This is a genomic window from Natronosporangium hydrolyticum (assembly GCF_016925615.1).
Lineage (GTDB): Bacteria > Actinomycetota > Actinomycetes > Mycobacteriales > Micromonosporaceae > Natronosporangium > Natronosporangium hydrolyticum.
This window is the reverse complement of the sequence record NZ_CP070499.1, coordinates 3,575,050-3,590,501: the sequence shown is the minus strand read 5'-3', so window position 1 is coordinate 3,590,501 and position 15,452 is coordinate 3,575,050. Positions and strand designations below refer to the sequence as shown.

The 15,452-nt window shown below is 70.9% G+C and carries 16 protein-coding genes; 7 read left to right on the top strand and 9 right to left on the bottom strand.

The features are described from left to right. The first annotated feature begins 44 nt into the window (after positions 1-44). Positions 45-467, top strand: coding sequence for a YciI family protein (locus tag JQS43_RS15960; protein WP_239675186.1), 423 nt, complete (start codon positions 45-47; stop codon positions 465-467). Beyond that, positions 464-1,723, top strand: coding sequence for an RNA polymerase sigma factor (locus JQS43_RS15955; protein ID WP_239675185.1), 1,260 nt, complete (start codon positions 464-466; stop codon positions 1,721-1,723). The genes JQS43_RS15960 and JQS43_RS15955 overlap by 4 nt, the downstream gene beginning before the upstream one ends. Here the strand turns inward: JQS43_RS15955 and JQS43_RS15950 are convergent. Further along, positions 1,687-2,367 carry a class I SAM-dependent methyltransferase gene (locus JQS43_RS15950; RefSeq protein ID WP_239675184.1) on the bottom strand — a complete coding sequence of 227 codons (681 nt, stop codon included), beginning with the start codon at positions 2,365-2,367 and terminating at the stop codon, positions 1,687-1,689. The two genes, JQS43_RS15955 and JQS43_RS15950, sit on opposite strands and share 37 nt — an antisense overlap. 118 nt (positions 2,368-2,485) lie before the next feature. On the opposite strand from JQS43_RS15950, the gene JQS43_RS15945 reads away from it, so the two are divergent. Continuing rightward, positions 2,486-3,496: an aldo/keto reductase gene (locus JQS43_RS15945; protein WP_239675183.1), complete on the top strand. Its 1,011-nt coding sequence runs from the start codon at positions 2,486-2,488 to the stop codon at positions 3,494-3,496. Between the two features lie 160 nt (positions 3,497-3,656). Continuing rightward, entirely contained in the window at positions 3,657-4,292 is a 636-nt protein-coding gene (locus JQS43_RS15940; protein WP_239675182.1) for an alpha/beta hydrolase family protein, read from the top strand. Here the strand turns inward: JQS43_RS15940 and JQS43_RS15935 are convergent. Beyond that, positions 4,271-4,981, bottom strand: a complete 711-nt coding sequence (locus JQS43_RS15935) for a DNA alkylation repair protein (protein WP_239675181.1) — start codon at positions 4,979-4,981, stop codon at positions 4,271-4,273. The two genes, JQS43_RS15940 and JQS43_RS15935, sit on opposite strands and share 22 nt — an antisense overlap. 1,140 nt (positions 4,982-6,121) lie before the next feature. On the opposite strand from JQS43_RS15935, the gene JQS43_RS15930 reads away from it, so the two are divergent. Together JQS43_RS15930 and JQS43_RS15925 are read left to right on the top strand one after the other, a co-directional pair. Then, positions 6,122-6,529 carry a YciI family protein gene (locus JQS43_RS15930; RefSeq protein ID WP_239675180.1) on the top strand — a complete coding sequence of 136 codons (408 nt, stop codon included), beginning with the start codon at positions 6,122-6,124 and terminating at the stop codon, positions 6,527-6,529. Further along, positions 6,526-7,767 (top strand): RNA polymerase sigma factor, encoded by a 1,242-nt coding sequence (locus JQS43_RS15925; RefSeq protein WP_239675179.1) that lies wholly within the window; start codon positions 6,526-6,528, stop codon positions 7,765-7,767. Before JQS43_RS15930 ends, JQS43_RS15925 begins: the two co-directional genes overlap by 4 nt. Here JQS43_RS15925 and JQS43_RS15920 read toward each other — a convergent pair. The 7 genes from JQS43_RS15920 to JQS43_RS15890 form a co-directional block, all read right to left on the bottom strand. Further along, positions 7,764-8,132 (bottom strand): cation:proton antiporter, encoded by a 369-nt coding sequence (locus JQS43_RS15920; RefSeq protein WP_239675178.1) that lies wholly within the window; start codon positions 8,130-8,132, stop codon positions 7,764-7,766. The two genes, JQS43_RS15925 and JQS43_RS15920, sit on opposite strands and share 4 nt — an antisense overlap. Further along, positions 8,129-8,386 carry an MrpF/PhaF family protein gene (locus tag JQS43_RS15915; protein ID WP_239675177.1) on the bottom strand — a complete coding sequence of 86 codons (258 nt, stop codon included), beginning with the start codon at positions 8,384-8,386 and terminating at the stop codon, positions 8,129-8,131. Before JQS43_RS15915 ends, JQS43_RS15920 begins: the two co-directional genes overlap by 4 nt. Next, positions 8,386-8,844, bottom strand: coding sequence for a Na+/H+ antiporter subunit E (locus JQS43_RS15910; RefSeq protein WP_239675176.1), 459 nt, complete (start codon positions 8,842-8,844; stop codon positions 8,386-8,388). The genes JQS43_RS15915 and JQS43_RS15910 overlap by 1 nt, the downstream gene beginning before the upstream one ends. Continuing rightward, positions 8,841-10,337 (bottom strand): monovalent cation/H+ antiporter subunit D family protein, encoded by a 1,497-nt coding sequence (locus JQS43_RS15905; protein ID WP_239675175.1) that lies wholly within the window; start codon positions 10,335-10,337, stop codon positions 8,841-8,843. Before JQS43_RS15905 ends, JQS43_RS15910 begins: the two co-directional genes overlap by 4 nt. Beyond that, the gene (locus JQS43_RS15900) at positions 10,334-10,783 is read right to left on the bottom strand and encodes a sodium:proton antiporter (protein ID WP_239675174.1); all 450 of its coding nucleotides are present in this window, start codon (positions 10,781-10,783) and stop codon (positions 10,334-10,336) included. The genes JQS43_RS15905 and JQS43_RS15900 overlap by 4 nt, the downstream gene beginning before the upstream one ends. After that, positions 10,780-13,584 (bottom strand): hydrogen gas-evolving membrane-bound hydrogenase subunit E, encoded by a 2,805-nt coding sequence (mbhE, locus tag JQS43_RS15895; protein WP_239675173.1) that lies wholly within the window; start codon positions 13,582-13,584, stop codon positions 10,780-10,782. The genes JQS43_RS15900 and mbhE overlap by 4 nt, the downstream gene beginning before the upstream one ends. A gap of 210 nt (positions 13,585-13,794) precedes the next feature. Continuing rightward, positions 13,795-14,370, bottom strand: coding sequence for a TetR/AcrR family transcriptional regulator (locus JQS43_RS15890; RefSeq protein ID WP_239675172.1), 576 nt, complete (start codon positions 14,368-14,370; stop codon positions 13,795-13,797). Positions 14,371-14,428: 58 nt separating this feature from the next. Between JQS43_RS15890 and JQS43_RS15885 the strand changes: the two genes are divergently transcribed. Further along, positions 14,429-15,430, top strand: a complete 1,002-nt coding sequence (locus JQS43_RS15885) for a DUF2867 domain-containing protein (protein WP_239675171.1) — start codon at positions 14,429-14,431, stop codon at positions 15,428-15,430. Positions 15,431-15,452 lie beyond the last annotated feature (22 nt).

The following is a 15,452-nucleotide window of genomic DNA, read 5'->3' as shown; positions in this document are numbered from 1 at the left end:
GCCGGTCGAAGAGCGCCCGGCGGCTCCGATGTCTCTGTGAGAGCGTGAGCAGGAGCAGACGGGAGAGCGACGTGAAGTACATGCTGCTGATGATGGGGCCGGCCGCGAAGTGGCAAGAGTTCCTGCAGCTGAGGCCGGAGGAGCTGCGGGCCCACCACGAGTTCATGAACCGGCTCAACGACGAGTTGAGCGCTGCGGGGGAGCTGGTCGAGGCGCAGGGGCTGGCCTTCCCCGACCAGGCCAAGGTGGTAAGGACGCAACCGGGCGGCGAGGTGGTGGTCACCGACGGGCCCTTCCCGGAGACCAAGGAGTTCCTCGCCGGCTACTGGATCGTCGACGTGGCGGACGAGGCCCGGGCGCTGGCGGTCGCCCGCGCGGCCTCGGCCGCCCCCGGCGCCGGCGGCGCCCCGGTCGGCCAGCCGATCGAGGTACGCCAGGTGATGTCGGAGCCGGAGGTAGAGATGTGACCCGGCCCGCGGCCGCAACCGGCCACGGCTTCGAGGAGCTGCTGCGGGAGTTGGCCCCACAGGTGCTCGGCGCAGTGTGCCGGCGGTACGCCGACTTCGCTGCCGCCGAGGACGCGGTGCAGGAGGCGTTGCTGGCCGCGGCCGTCCAGTGGCCCGCGTCCGGGGTGCCGGAGTCGCCGCGCGGCTGGCTGATCCAGGTCGCCTTCCGGCGGCTCACCGACCAGACCCGCAGTGACCAGGCTCGCCGCCGGCGCGAGGAGCTGGTGACCACCCGGACGCCGGTGGACCAGCAGGTGACGCCGCCGGCCGACCACGACGACCAGGCCAGCGGCGATGATTCGCTGTCGCTGCTGTTCCTGTGCTGCCACCCGGCGCTGTCGCCGCCGGGCGCGATCGCGCTGACGCTGCGGGCGGTGGGCGGGCTGACCACTGCCGAGATTGCCCGCGCCTTTCTGATCCCGGAGCCGACCATGGCGCAGCGGATCACCCGGGCCAAGCAGCGGATCAAGGCCGCGGGCGCCCGGTTCGCGCCACCGGACGCGGAACAGTGGCCGGCGCGGCTCCGCGAAGTCCAGCACGTCCTCTACCTGATCTTCAACGAGGGGTACGCGGCCACCGCCGGAGAGGCGGTGCAGCGGACCGACCTGACCGCCGAGGCGATCCGGCTGACCCGGCTGCTGCACCGGCTCGCGCCGACCGAGCCGGAGGTGGCGGGACTGCTGGCGTTGATGCTGCTCACCGACGCCCGGCGAGCCGCCCGGACCGGCCCGGACCGGCTGCTGGTGCCGCTGACCGAGCAGCGGCGGGACCGGTGGGACAACGACCTGATCGCGGAGGGGACCGCGCTGCTGACCCGTACCCTCGGCACCGGCCCGGTAGGGCCCTACCAGCTGCAGGCGGCGATCGCAGCGGTGCACGACGAGGCCGAGAGCGTGGAGACTACCGACTGGCGGCAGATCCTCGCCCTCTACGAGGTGCTGGAGCGGGTCGCCCCGGGGCCGGTGGTGACCCTCAACCGGGCGGTCGCGGTGGCGATGGTGCACGGCCCGCGGGCCGGCCTGGCGCTACTCGGCACCCTCGACGCCGACGCCCGGATGACCCACAGCCACCGGCTTGCGGCGGCCCGCGGCCATCTGCTGGAACAGGCGGGGGAGATCGAAGCCGCGCAAGCGGCGTACCGGTCGGCGGCGACCATGACCGCCAGCCGCCCCGAGCAGCGTTACCTGACCATGCGCGCAGCCCGGCTCGGCGACTGAGCCGGTTCCAATCGGACCAGGGTCTCGGCTGGGTTCAGAGCTCCCACCGCCCGCAGGCCCGCGGCTGCGGCCAGGTCAGCAAGCCGGTCGTCGGGCACGTCCCGGGCCGAGAAGCGCTGCTCGGCCGCGTTCCCGTCGAACTCGTACCGGATCGTGGCGGTCAACTGGCCCTGGTCTCGGCTATGGACGGTCAGCCGGTAACGCACCCCGTCCCGCTCGTGGTCGGAGTCGGCGCAGCTGTGCACCCAGCCGGGGGCGTGGCGCTCCACCACGACGAAACCGGAGTCGGTGACGTGCCGGCGGGCGGTGGCCAACACCGCCGCGACGAACTCGTCGTCGGCGGTGTTGACCAGGTGGCTCATCGCCAGCACGGCGTCGAACCGGTCCGGCAGGTCAAGCGCGGTGATCTCGGCGCAGACTCCGGTGGCCCGGTCCAGCCCCGCGAGCATCGCCGGCTCGTTGTCCACCCCGGTGACCGGGTGACCGAGCGCGGCGAGCGGTTCGGCGAGCCGGCCAGCACCACAGCCGAGGTCGAGTACAGCCCCGCCCGCCGGCAGCAGGTCATGCAGGAGCTCGGCCTCCGATTGGCGCGCCGGCAGCCGGCGGTAGAGGTCGACCGGGCTACCGTCGGGGGCGATCCGCATGCGTGCATCATGCCGTACCCGGGCGGCCGGGGTTGACTGAGAGTGCGCTCGAACTCGTACCGTCGGTCGCAGCTGATGGCCGGAGCTTCCTCCGGCGTTTCGATGACAGGAGCGCACCATGCAGACCGTGACCCTTGGCCGCACCGGTGAGAAGGTCAGTCAGCTCTCCCTCGGGTGCATGCTGATGGGGACCAGGACCAGCGAGGCGGACTCCACCGAGATGCTCGACCGCTACCTCGCGGCCGGTGGCACCTTCCTCGACACCGCCAACTGCTACTGCTGGTGGCACGACCGAGGGAGCTATGGCGGCCACAGCGAGGAGCTGCTCGGTCGGTGGTTCGCCCGCAGCGGCCGTCGTGACGAGGTCTTTCTGGCCACCAAGGGTTCCGCGATCCCACGCGACGTCGACGCGGTGTTCAGCAGTGACGGGGAGCCCGACTGGGCCGAGGCCTACCGGACCTTCGAGGGTGCGGGTGCCGAGACCATTCGCCGGCATGTCGACGACAGCCTCCGGCGGCTGGGCACCGACCGGATCGACCTCTACTACGTGCATGTGGACGACCGGGCGACACCGCTGGTCGAAACTCTGGCAGCGCTCGCCGAGATGGTCCAGGCGGGCAAGGTGCGCTACCTCGGCTACTCCAATGTCCGCGCGTGGCGGTTGGCCGAGATTCGGCGGCTCTGCGCCGAGCACGGCTGGCCAGCGCCGGTGGCGGTGCAGCAGCAGCACTCCTATCTGCGGCCGCGGGCCGGGCTGGACCACGCCGGCATCGCCAACAGCGAGCACCTGGACCTGCTGCGCACCTATGAGGACATGTCACTGGTGGCGTACTCGCCAATTCTGATGGGGATCTACAACGATCCGGTCAAGCGGGAGAGCCACGGCAAGTTCATCGACTATCGGGGTCCGGACGCCGACATCCGGCTGGCGGTCCTGAGCGAGCTGGCGGCGGAGCTGTCGGTCACCCCGAACCAGCTGGTGCTCGCGTGGCTGATGCAGCAGCGGTCGCCGCAGGTGATCCCGATCATCGGTCCCCGCACGCTGGATCAGTACCAGGCGGCGCTGCCGGCGCTGGAGATCAAGCTGACCGAGGAACAGCTGGTCCGGCTGGACGCCGCCGGGGCCTGAGCTACCGGGCGGCCGCCAGCTGGCGGACCACCTGGCCGCACCGCCAGCAGCATCCCGGTCACGATCGTGAGATTGAGCAGAGTCGAGGTCACCAAGGCTCAGTCTAGTGCCGGTGGGCGCGTCGGCAGTGGCCGCTGTGAGCAGCGTCTACGGTGGCGGTATGGGAAGCAGCACGGCCGATCCGGAGATCTGGCAACCGGCTACCGCCCGCGGGCCGGCCGAGGTGGAGCTGACGCTGCCGGCCGGCGTACCCGTGGGCTGGTTGGCGCTGGGGCACGGCGCCGGCGGCAGTGTCGACGCCCCCGATCTGGCGGCGGTACGCGAGGCGGCGCTCGACGAAGGGCTGGCGGTGGCCCGGATCACCCAGCCGTACCGGGTCGCTGGCCGGCGGGCGCCGGCGCCCGCCGGCCAGCTCGACGCGGCGTGGATCGCGGTGATCGAGCAGCTGCGCGACGATCCGCGGCTGAGTGGCCGGCCGCTGGTGGTGGGGGGCCGGTCCAGCGGTGCCCGGGTCGCCGCGCGCACCGCCGCGACCGTGGCCGCGACCGCGGTGGTCGCGCTGGCGTTCCCGCTGCACCCGCCGGGTCGGCCGGAGCGGTCCCGCGCCGACGAACTGCGCGGCGATGTGCCGACGCTGGTGGTCAACGGCGACCGGGACCCGTTCGGGCTCCCCGAGCCGGGCCCCGGCGTGACCGTGGTGGTACGCCCGGGGGAGCGGCACGAGCTGCGCAAGGACCCGGCCGCGGTGGCCGAGGCGGTGCGAGAGTTCCTGCGCTACTTGCCGAGCGTCAGATAATGGTTGCGCTGCTCCGGTTCCAGCTTCTCGATGGCGTAGCGCAGCGCGACCCGCGGCAGGTCATGAGCGTGCTGGTCGAGGAAGCTCAGCAGTGCCTGCCGGTCGTGGTCACCGACGTAGCGCAGGGTCGTCCCGACCGCCTTGTTGATCAACTCTTCCTGGTCCTTCAGGAGGATCTCCGCGATCTCCAGGGCATCGGTGAAGTCGTCGTCGTAGAAGACGAAATACCAGGTCGCGACGATGGCGGTCCGCCGTCGCCAGATGTCCGTTGAGCGGGCTAGCTCGTAGAGGACGTTCCGTGGCTTGTCCACGAGGTAGCAGCCGACCACCCGTGGTGCCGACCGGTCGACCAGGTCCCAGTTGTTGATGCGGTCATGCTTGCCGAGGTAGATCTCATAGAGCGCCCTGCGGTCGGCGTCGGTGAGCTTGCGGCCGCGAGCTTTGAAGTCGAGGATGCTCACCGCGCCGACACGGCCCTCGTAGTATGGGCTGTCCAGCAGCTGCTCGACCTGATCCAACGGCATGTCTTTGGATCGTTTGGCGGTGTCGAAGATGTGTTTCATCCGGACACCGATGACCTCGTTGTCGGCCCCCGCGGCCTTGAAGTACCGGCGGATCTTCTGGCGCTCCTGATCGGACTGAAGACTCTTCATCGTCGCGATGAACTGCTCAGCGGTCAGGCTGCTCACGTACCCCGCTCCCTCCGGTCGCCAGCCTGGTCGCGGGGGTGCCGGGTGGCCGGTCGCCGCGACCGGACGGCTCCGCGGCCCGCCCGAACCAGCCACGCCACGCCACGCCTAAGCCATGCCTAAGCCACGGGCAAAGCGTACTTCGGGTCGGTCGCGGAAGGCCATGGTCGACACACTGGGCTCCAGCCGAGTCGCCGCTTGGCAGGCAGAGGCAGCTACGCCGTGGCCTACGAGAGCTGCGAGCACAGACGGAGCAGCAAGCAGGCCGCCCTCGCCATCGGCCGGGGGATCTGGCCGCTGGGCTGCCGGTCCAACCGCCGACTCGCGTATCGGCGCAGGTCGTTCCGGGCGCCATCCTGAGTTGATCAACTACCCGGGAGCTGTACGGCTCGCCGCGTGTCGTACAGCTCCCGGGCTTTGGATCTTCAGCTCGATACCCCCAACCCGGCCGTGAGACCGCGGGACGCATGCGACTCCGCTGGCTGGATCGGGTCACTTGATCATCAGGCATCGCCGCAGCTCAGGTGGTGCTGCGGGAGCGTTTGCGCTGCTTACGCATACGCCATCGGCTGGGCTGTTTCGGTAGGGATCGCCGCAAGGTCGGGTCCGGGCAGCTCGTCTCGCTCGACTTGGTGGGTTGAGTGGTGCCTGGTTTGCCAGTTTAAGGCGATTTGTCGCCGTAGTGGATCACCACTCAACCCACCAAGCGACCGACGGGCGCAAGCTGGCCTGCTACAAAGTCCGTGACCTGGGGCAAACTTCCGTCCCCGGCGGTCGCCGGCGGTCCCCGGCGGTGGTCAGGCGGCGGCAGGAGGCCGGAGCGGTCAGCCGGCGGGAGGGGAGGCAGCTCGGCGGCGCTCCCCGCGTATTCTCGCTGGCCCAGCCCTTCTCGAATGACCAGCGCTGGCGTATAGATGCGCAGAGCAAACGCTGCTGCCGCACCACCTGAGGTGCGGCGATGCATGATGATCAAGCGTCCCGATCAGCCAGCTGGCTGCTGGGTGGCGGGGTGCGTTGCGGACGGTGGAGGATCGGCGAGGACTTAGGCTGAGGGTTGGGGGAGGTCCGCTGGCCGGTGCGGGCTCCGACGTCCCTGATGAGGGCGCCGAGCACCGGCGCCCGGCAGGGAAGGAGACACCGATGAAGTACATGATCATGCTCTATGCCTCGCAGCAGGACTACGACGTGCTGGCGGGCCGGCCCACCCCTGGCAAGCCGGCGATGTCCGGTGAGGAGATCGCGGCGATGCACGAACACATGGGCAAGGCGAACCAGGGGCTGGTGGACTCCGGCGAGCACGTCGCGGCTCACGGCCTGACCGCGCCGGTGCATGCCCGACGGGTGGAGCTACGCGGCGGTACGCCGGTGGTGACCGACGGGCCGTACCCGGAGACCCAGGAGGTGCTCGCCGGTTTCAATATCGTCGAGTGTGACAGCTTCGACCGGGCCGCGGAGATCGCCGTGCAGTTCATCAACCCGGCCGCCGAGGGCGAGTACGTGGACATCCGGCCGGTGCTGGAGGGCGTGGAGGAGCTGTCGGTGCCGTGACCGACGCCGGCTTCGAGGACCTGCTGCGTACCCTCGCGCCGCAGGTCCTCGGCGCGGTCGTACGCCGGTATGGACACTTCGACACCGCCGAGGACGCGGTGCAGGAGGCGCTGATCGCCGCAGCCCGGCAGTGGCCGACCGAGGGCCTGCCGGATAACCCGCGGGCCTGGCTGATCACCGTTGCGGGGCGCCGGTTGACCGACCTGCTCCGCAGCGAGCAGGCCCGGCGCCGGCGGGAGGAGACGGTCACCCAATGGGCGCTGCCGGAGCAGGGGCAGGCCCCGCCGGCCGACCGGACCGCGACCGCGGCCGACGACACGCTGGTCCTGCTCTTCCTGTGTTGTCACCCGGCGCTGCCGCCGGCCGGCCAGATCGCGCTCACGCTGCGGGCCGTCGGCGGCCTGTCCACCGCCGAGGTTGCCCGGGCGTTCCTGGTGCCGGAACCGACCATGACCCGCCGGATCAGCCGGGCCAAACAGCGGATCCGAGCCAGCGGCGTTCCGTTCCGGATGCCGCCGCCGGCGCAGCGCGAGGAGCGGCTCGCCGCGGTCCTACATGTGCTCTACCTGATCTTCAACGAGGGGTACGCCACCACGTACGGGCCGGGTCTGCACCGTGCTGAGCTGTCGGCCGAGGCGATCCGGCTGACCCGGCTGCTGCACCGGCTGCAGCCGGAGGACGGCGAGGTGACCGGCCTGCTTGCGCTGATGCTGCTCACCGATGCCCGCCGGCCGGCGCGGCTGGGCCCGGAGGGGGCGCTCGTCCCGATGGCTGAGCAGGACCGCAGCCAGTGGGACCGGGGGATGATCGCCGAGGGCGTGGCGCTGATCAGCCAGGCGTTGCCGCGTGGCCCCACCGGCCCTTACCAACTGCAGGCGGCGATCGCCGCGGTGCACGACGAGGCGCCCAGCGCCGAGGCGACCGACTGGCCGCAGCTCGTGGCCCTCTACGAACTGCTGCGGCAGCTGTCGGAGAACCCGATGGTGGCGCTGAACCACGCGGTCGCGGCGGCGATGGCGCGCGGGCCCGCCGCCGGGCTGGAGCTGGTCGGCGAGCTGCAGGCCGACGAGCGGATCGCCGACCACCACCGGCTGTACGCGGTCCGGGCGCACCTGCTGGAGCTGGCGGGGGAGCCGCAGGCCGCCCGGGTCGCTTACGAGGCGGCCGCCCAGCGGGCGACCAGCCCGCCGATGCAGCGTTACCTCTACGGGCGGGCGGGTCGCCTGCCGGCGGGCTAGTGCTGCTGGTCCTGCCCCGGGTCGGCCCCGGAACGGTAGACCTCGGCCAGGTCGTCCCGGTGGGTGGTCGACACCATCGGCGCGCCCGTCCGGTAGCCCGCGCGCCCCACCGCGTAGCCGGCGATCGGGGCGGTGAACAGCTGCGCGGCGATCGCCAGCAGCAGGATCAGGATCGTCGTGGGGCTGGGCATCAGCACCCCCACCCCGGCGAGGATGCACGAGACCCCCAACGCGGCCGCTTTCGCCACCGCGTTGGTCCGGTTGTAGAGATCGGGCAGCCGGATGATGCCGACAGTGGCACCGAAGATCAACCCGGCACCGATCAAAATCAGGGCGTGCCCGACGATGGTCTGGACGGTGCTCATCGCCGCCCCCTCTCCACCAGCTTCGCCACCGCCACGGTGCCGAGGAAACCGACCAGGGTCGCGGCCAGCACCAGGTCCAGCAGCGCGGGTTCGTCGACCCGGACCGCTAGGACCGCGATCGCGGCCACGAAGGCGGCGAAGCCGAGGTCGATCGCGAGCGCGCGGTCGGCGTTGGTCGGCCCGACCACGGTCCGGACGGTCACCACCAGCATCGCGACGGCCAAAACTACGAGCACTCCGTCGAGCACAGTCATCACGGCCTCCGCTCGATGGGGGCGGCGACGCCGGCCCGGCGGGAGCGCTCGCCCCGTGCGGCCAGGCCAGCCGGGTCCGGCTCCTGCGCTACCGGCCGCATCGCGGCGAGTAGTTGGTCCTCCATGGTGTGCAGGCCGGCGACGAACTCCGCCGGGTCGGCGGCGAACATGCCGTGCACGTAGAGCGTGGGTGGCTCCGGCTGCACCTCGATGGTGAGGGTGCCGGGCGTGAGCGAGATCAGGCTGGCCAGCGAGACCATCTCTACCTGCCGGGTGCTGCGCAGCGGCACGGTCAGCAGCGCCGGGCGCGCCCGCGACCGGAACCGGAAGATCTCGACCAGCACCATCGCGTTGGAGCGCAGGAACTCCACTGAGTAATAGCCGAGGAAGCCGAGGATCCGGCCGGCCCGGGTGACTGCCCGGCTGCCGGCGCCAGTGGAGTTGTTCGTGGTCGTCATCGCATCGTCACCGCCGTCACGTAGGCCGTGATATCGGTCAGACCTTCGGCCGCCACAGTGGTCGCCGCCAGCAACGGCTCCGCCCCGATGCCGAAGATCAACGAGAAGGAGGCGAGCACCACCGCCGGTGCAACCAGCGACGGCTTGATCACCCGAGTGGTCGCGCTGCTCCGTTCACCCTCCTCGTCCCAGGTGGCCTCGCCGTTGTGGCCCCAGAACGCGCCGTTCCAAATTTTGATCATAGAAAGCAGGGTGAGGAGCCCGACCAGCACCGCTACCACCGCGGCGAGGTAGTGGGCCTCCAGGATCGCGGCCCGGACGATCGCCAGCTTGGCGATGAACCCGGACATGGGTGGCATGCCGGCCAGCGACAGGGCGGCGACCATGAACGCGGCGGCCAGCCAGGGGGCACGGTTGACCAACCCGCCCAGGCGGTCCAACCGGCCGGTGCCGTAGGTGACCTCCACCGCCCCGGCGCAGATCAGCAACGCAGCCTTCACCAGCACATGATGGATGATGTAGAAGATGCCGGCGGCCAACGCCACCGTGGTGAAGAGCGCCGGGCCGATGATCATGTAGCCGATCTGGCTGATCATGTGGAACGCGAGGATCGCCCGCATGGTCTTCTCGCCGACCGCGCCGAGTACCCCGACCACCATGCTCAGCAGCGCCGCGAGCATCACCACCCACGCGTACTGCGGATCCCCTTCGTACATCACCGCGTAGAGCCGGAAGATCACGTAGACGCCGACCTTGGTGAGCAGGCCGGAGAAGAGCGCCGCCACCGCGGGGGCGGCGTGCAGGTAGGCCCGGGGTAGCCAACCATGCACCGGCACCAGCGCCGCCTTGACCCCCATCGCGATCAGGATCAGCGAGCCGGCGACCGCCATCGCGGGGGAGCCGCTGGCGCTCCCGGCGAGCTGCCCGAGGTTGACCGTGCCGGCCAAGCCGTAGACCAGGCCGATGCCGGCGAGGAAGATCGTCGAGGCGAGCAGGCTCACCGTCAGATACAGCCGGCCGGCGGCGACCCGCTTCCGGCCACCGGCGAGCACCAGCAACACGTACGACGGCGCGAGCATGACCTCGACGAAGACGAACAGGTTGAACAGGTCGGCGGTGAGGTAGGCGCCGTAGACCCCGGCCGCCATCACCAGCGCCATCGGCGCGAAGAGCCGATGGGCGGCGTCGCCGGTGGCGAACGCGAAGCCCAAGCAGACCATCACCAGCAGGGCGGTGACGCAGAGCATCAACGCGCTGAAGGCGTCGCCGGCGAACATGATCGGGATGCCGACCTGGGTCCAGCCGCTCAGGTTCTCGCTGATCACCGACCCGTCGTAGGTGCGGGCCAGCAACACCGCGCCGAGTACCAGCACCGCGCCGTTGGCGGCGATGCTCAGCAGCCGCTGCAGCGCGACCGAGTTGGGGGTGAAGACCAGCACGGCGGCCGCGAAGAGCGGCACCGCCACCGGCAGCGTCAGCAGCCAGCCGTTCATCGTTTCTCAGCCCGCTCGTCGGTGATGTGGGAGACGTCCTCGTCCCACTCGGGGGTGTCGCTGCCGTGGCCCAGATCCGCTCGTCGGTCCGGATCGACGTCGTCTTCGCCGTCGGGTTCGTCCGGGGTGTCCGGGTCGAGCGCGTCGTCGCCCGGGTCCTCCTCACCGCCGCCGCGCGCGAGGGCGAGCAGGTAGACCGTGATCCCGAAGGTGATCACAATGGCGGTCAGCACGAACGCCTGCGGCAACGGGTCGGCCATCTCCTCGGCCGGGCCGTGGCCGAGCAGGGGCGCGCTCCGCAGGCTCATCCCGCCCGCCGCCACCACGATGATGTTGGCGGCGTGGCCCAGCATCACAAACCCGATCGTGATCCGGATCAGGCCCCGCTGGAAGATGAGGTACGTCCCGGTGGCGGCGAGGATGCCGACGGCGATCGCTGCGGTCATGCGTCACCTCCTGGGCGAGGGGTCCCAGCCGGGTCGGGGGTGGGCGCGGCGGCGTCGGCCGGCTCTGGGGGCGGCTCCCGTCGGGCGCCGCCCAGCCGGTCGATCGCGGCCACCACCATGCCGAGCACGAACAGGTAGATGCCGACGTCAAAGAGCAACGAGGAGGTCAGCTTGAAGTCGCCGAACTCCAGATGCAGCGGGGTGAGGAACGGCTCGCCGCCGATGGCGGCGGCGCCGCCGACCAGGACACTGAGGCCCAGGCCGAGCGCGATCAACGGCTCGGGCTTTAGTGCCCGCAGCACCGGCACGGTGCCGCCGGTGATCCCCTGGGCGAGGTAGCCGAAGGCGATCGCGATCCCGGCGACCAGCGCGGCGATGAACCCGCCGCCCGGCTCGTAGTGCCCCCGCAGGAAGAGGTACGCCGAGAGCAACAACAGGCCGGGCGCCAGCACCCAGTTGGTCACCTGGAACAAGATCGGGCTGCTGAGCTGCGGCGCTGGCGCCGCGTTCGGGTCGCTCGCCGGTCGGGTGACGCGGAACCGGCCCAGCAGGTAGATCGCCCCGAGCGCCGCGACGCCCAGCACGGTCGCCTCACCCAGGGTGTCCAGCGCGCGGTAGTCGACCAGGATGGTGTTGACCACGTTGCGTCCGCCGGTCTGCTCCTCGGCGTTGGACAGGAAGTAGTCACCCAGCTCGGAGCGGTCCCGGTGGCCGGTGAAGGCGAGCGTCGCCGCCATCGCCAGCACCCCGGTGGCGATCGCCACCACCGCAGCCGGCAGTTGCCGCAGCTTCGGCACCCGCCGGAACTTCGGCGGCAGCGTCCGCAGCACCAGCACCGCCACCACCGCGGTGAGCACCTCCACCAGCAGGAGGGTGAGCGCCACGTCCGGGGCACCGGCGAGCATGAACCAGATCGAGACCAGGAAGCCGATCACGCCGAGTAGCGCGATCGCGGCGAGCGTGTTCCGCATCGCCACCAGCGCCGCGGACGCCACGGCGAGCAGCGCGATCAACGGCCAGTCGTACGGGGTGGTGGTGCCCGGTGGATCGGTGGGCCACGAACCGTAGGCGAAGAGGGCGCCCGCGCCTAGGACCAGCACCACCACCATCGGCCAGATCAGGAACGCGGCCGGCGAGTTGCTGCGGTTGGGGGCGCCGACCCACCAGCCGAACTTCAAGGTCGCGTTGTAGCCGTAGTCGAACAGCTCACCCTCGGGCGGTGTCTTGATCCGGTTGAGGAACCGGTCCACCGGTTCCCGGGCGAAGAAGAGCACCATCCCCAGCGCGATCGTGATCGCCGAGAGCCACAGCTCGATGCTGAAGCCGTGCCAGAACTCGAGCACCGGCGCGACGGCGCCCGGGTCCATGTTCGCCACCGCGCTCTGGGTCAGCGGGTTCAGCAGGCCGACTCCCGGGCCGAGGACCACCCCGGCGACCGCCGGGACCGCCGCCGGCAGCAGGAACTGCCACGACGGCTCGTACAGGTTGCGTTGGGTGGTCGGGCCGGCGAAGGCGCCGTGGAAGATCCGGACCCCGTAGGCGAAGGTCAGGACGGAGGCGGTGACGCCGAGCCCGGCGGCGACCGGGCCGGCCCACGGGGCGAAGTGCGCCTCCGAGAGCGCCTCGAAGATCGTCTCCTTGCTGACAAAGCCGATCATGGGTGGGACGCCGGCCATGGAGAGTCCGGCGATGCCAGTCAGGGCCGCGGTCACCGGCATCACCCGGCGCAGCCCACCCAGCTCCCGGACATCGCGGCTGCCGGCCTCCCGGTCGATGATCCCGACCAGCATGAACAGGGTCGCTTTGAAGAGCGCGTGGGCGACGGTGTGCAGCACCGCGGCGGCGAAGCCGATGGAGGTGCCGATGCCGGTGACCGCAACCAGCAGCCCGAGCTGGCTCACGGTGGAGTAGGCCAGGAGCGCCTTGAGGTCGTGTTGTCGCAGCGCCAGCGCCGCCCCGACGATCGCGGTGATCAACCCGACGCTGACCAGGGTGGCCTGCCAGGCAGCCTGGTCACCGTAGACGGGGGAGAAGCGCATCAGCAGGTAGATGCCGGCCTTGACCATGGTCGCCGCGTGCAGATAGGCGCTCACGGGAGTGATCGCGACCATCGCGCCGGGCAGCCAAGACTGGAACGGCAGCTGGGCGGACTTGGTGAAGGCGGCGAGGATCACCAGCGCACCGACCGACCAGCCGTAGGGTGATTCGAGCAGCCACTCGGGATTATCCAGCACCGCCGGCAGGTAGGTGGTGCCGGTCTCGGCCCAGATCATGATCACTGCGACCAGCAGCGCCAACCCGCCGGCCGCGGTGATGATCAGCGCCCGCATCGCCGGCTTCGCCGACTTCGGACCGGTGCCACCGATCAGGAAGAACGACGAGATCGTCGTCAATTCCCAGAAGACGAAGAGCAGCACCAGGTCGGCCGAGAGCACCAGCCCGAGCATGGAGGCGGCGAACAGGGTCAGCAGGATGTACGTGCGGGCGTGGTGGTCGCCGTGGAGGTAGCGCGGGCAGTAGGCCAGGATCAGCGCGCCGACCAGGATGATCAGCAGCGTGAACAGCGACGCCAGCCCGTCCAGCCGCAGCGTCGCCTGCACCCCGAGCGCGGGGATCCACGGCAGCGACTCCTCGACGTAACCGCCGCCGAGCGCCTCCAGGATCGATGGCGTCAGCAACGCTCCAAGGAGGAGGAAGGCGGCGGCGAGGAAGTAGCCGGTGTCCCGGCCGAACCGGCGGGAGATCGGCGCCACAAGTAGCGCCAGCCCCATCATGCCGGCCAGCACGATGAACAGGATCATCGCCGGAGCCCGGTTGCCCGTGGGCCGGTCGACATGGGCCGTCCCTCCCTCCGTCGAACGTCACCGCGGCTGCCGGCGTCACGCCGCAGCCGCGGTTACACAAAACGCCCGGCTGGATACGCCCAGCGCGGGCTCAGGTCATGATATCCAACGCCGCCCGCTGGCCAGTTGCCTGGTCGGTGATCTTGCCCGAGGCTGCCAGGATGGTGATCAGCGCAGGCTGGTGAGCAGGTGCTCGAGGTACTGCCGGTGGTCGCCAGGGGCGGGGAGCACCTGCGGCACCGCGTGCCGCAGCTGGGTGTGGCCGAGCCAGGCGGTGTAGGCCAGCAGCGCCTGCCGGCGGGCCCGATCCGGATCGGACCCGAGCTGTCTGAACAGCTCCGACACGTAGCTGATCCGGCGTTCGGTGACCCGAGTCAGCGCCGCCGCGACCGCCGGGTCACTCGCCGAGGCGAGCAGGGCTACCTCGATCCGGTTCTCCGTTCGGGGATGGGTGTGCTCGGTGATCAAACTCAGGAGCCGGTGGAGCCGGTCCGCCGGGTCGGGGAACTGCTCCATCGCGGCAATGATGACGTCCGTTTGCTGCTGCTCCCAGCGGTCCAGCGCGGCACGCACCAAAGCGTCCCGATTGCGGAAGTGCCAGTAGAAGCTGCCCTTGGTGGTCCCGAGCTGGGTCGCCAGCCGCTCCACCGCGACGGCGGCGAGGCCGCCCTCGGCGATCGCGGTCAACGCGGTCGCCGCCCAGTCGTCCACGCTCAGTCGCTGCCGTGCCGGTGTCTCACCCATTCGCCGTACGGTATCGTATGGTTAACCATACGGGGGCGTATGGAGAAAGTAGGCTGACATGGCGAACGTCCGCAATGTCCATGAGCGCCGCATCGAGGCGCCTGCTCCGGTGGTCGGCGCCCTGCTCGACCGGCTGGGCGGCGACGACGACCCACTCTGGCCCACCCCGGCCTGGGCACCGCTGGTGCTGGACCGGCCGTTGGCCCTCGGCGCCGACGGCGGGCACGGCCCGGTGCGCTACTTCGTCAGCGGGTACGACCCGGGGCGGCGGATCCGGTTCACCTTCCACCCCAATCTCGGGCTCGACGGCTACCACGAACTGACGGTCACCGCCGACGGGCCGGCCGCCTGCCGGATGCGACACGAGGTGGTGATCGGGCCCCGCGGCCAGGCCCGGCTACTTTGGCCGGCGGTGATCCGCTGGTTGCACGACGCGCTGCTGGAGGACCTGCTCGACAACGCCGAGCGGGTGGCGACCGGCCGGGTCGCACAGCCCGCCCGGTGGAGCTGGTGGGTCCGGCGCTGGCGCGGGCTGGAGTTCCCCCGGCCGCGCGCGGTGGCGATCCCAGCGGAGGCGACCCTGCTCACCGACTTCGGCCCGGCCGACTTCGCCGACGCCTGGCAGGTGCCGTGGCTGCCCGGGATGAGCACCGACCCGGCAGACTGGGCGCGCCGGGTCTTCGGCGACCCACCCCGCTGGGTGGCCACGCTACTGGTCGCCCGCAACGCGCTGGTCCGGCTGGTGGGTGTGCCGCCCGCCTCCCGCCGGGTCTTCGACGTGCACGCCGCCTCCGAGCGGGAGGCGTTGCTCGGGGTCGACGACGAGCATCTCGACTTCCGGGTGTCGGTGCTGGTCGACCCGGCCGGCCGGCGGGTGACCCTGTCGACGGTCACCCGGGCGCACAACCGGCGCGGCAGGTTCTACCTGGCGGTGGTGCGCCGGCTCCACCCCCTGGTGGTCCGGGCGATGCTCCGCCGCGCACTGCACCGGTTCGCCCTACACTCTGCGGGGCCCCATGGGAGCCGAGGCGAGCGAGCCGCAGCCCCCCGACCCTCGTGACGGTTCAGGGCTGCTCCGGAAT

What these genes read in the sequence shown, in the direction of transcription:
- JQS43_RS15930 (WP_239675180.1), top strand. Translation starts at nt 6,122, where the DNA reads ATGAAGTACATGATCATGCTCTATGCCTCGCAGCAGGACTACGACGTG.
- JQS43_RS15940 (WP_239675182.1), top strand. Translation starts at nt 3,657, where the DNA reads ATGGGAAGCAGCACGGCCGATCCGGAGATCTGGCAACCGGCTACCGCC.
- JQS43_RS15885 (WP_239675171.1), top strand. Translation starts at nt 14,429, where the DNA reads ATGGCGAACGTCCGCAATGTCCATGAGCGCCGCATCGAGGCGCCTGCT.
- JQS43_RS15910 (WP_239675176.1), bottom strand. Translation starts at nt 8,844, where the DNA reads ATGACGACCACGAACAACTCCACTGGCGCCGGCAGCCGGGCAGTCACC.
- mbhE (WP_239675173.1), bottom strand. Translation starts at nt 13,584, where the DNA reads ATGATCCTGTTCATCGTGCTGGCCGGCATGATGGGGCTGGCGCTACTT.
- JQS43_RS15945 (WP_239675183.1), top strand. Translation starts at nt 2,486, where the DNA reads ATGCAGACCGTGACCCTTGGCCGCACCGGTGAGAAGGTCAGTCAGCTC.
- JQS43_RS15905 (WP_239675175.1), bottom strand. Translation starts at nt 10,337, where the DNA reads ATGAACGGCTGGCTGCTGACGCTGCCGGTGGCGGTGCCGCTCTTCGCG.
- JQS43_RS15890 (WP_239675172.1), bottom strand. Translation starts at nt 14,370, where the DNA reads ATGGGTGAGACACCGGCACGGCAGCGACTGAGCGTGGACGACTGGGCG.
- JQS43_RS15950 (WP_239675184.1), bottom strand. Translation starts at nt 2,367, where the DNA reads ATGCGGATCGCCCCCGACGGTAGCCCGGTCGACCTCTACCGCCGGCTG.
- JQS43_RS15915 (WP_239675177.1), bottom strand. Translation starts at nt 8,386, where the DNA reads ATGACTGTGCTCGACGGAGTGCTCGTAGTTTTGGCCGTCGCGATGCTG.
- JQS43_RS15900 (WP_239675174.1), bottom strand. Translation starts at nt 10,783, where the DNA reads ATGACCGCAGCGATCGCCGTCGGCATCCTCGCCGCCACCGGGACGTAC.
- JQS43_RS15920 (WP_239675178.1), bottom strand. Translation starts at nt 8,132, where the DNA reads ATGAGCACCGTCCAGACCATCGTCGGGCACGCCCTGATTTTGATCGGT.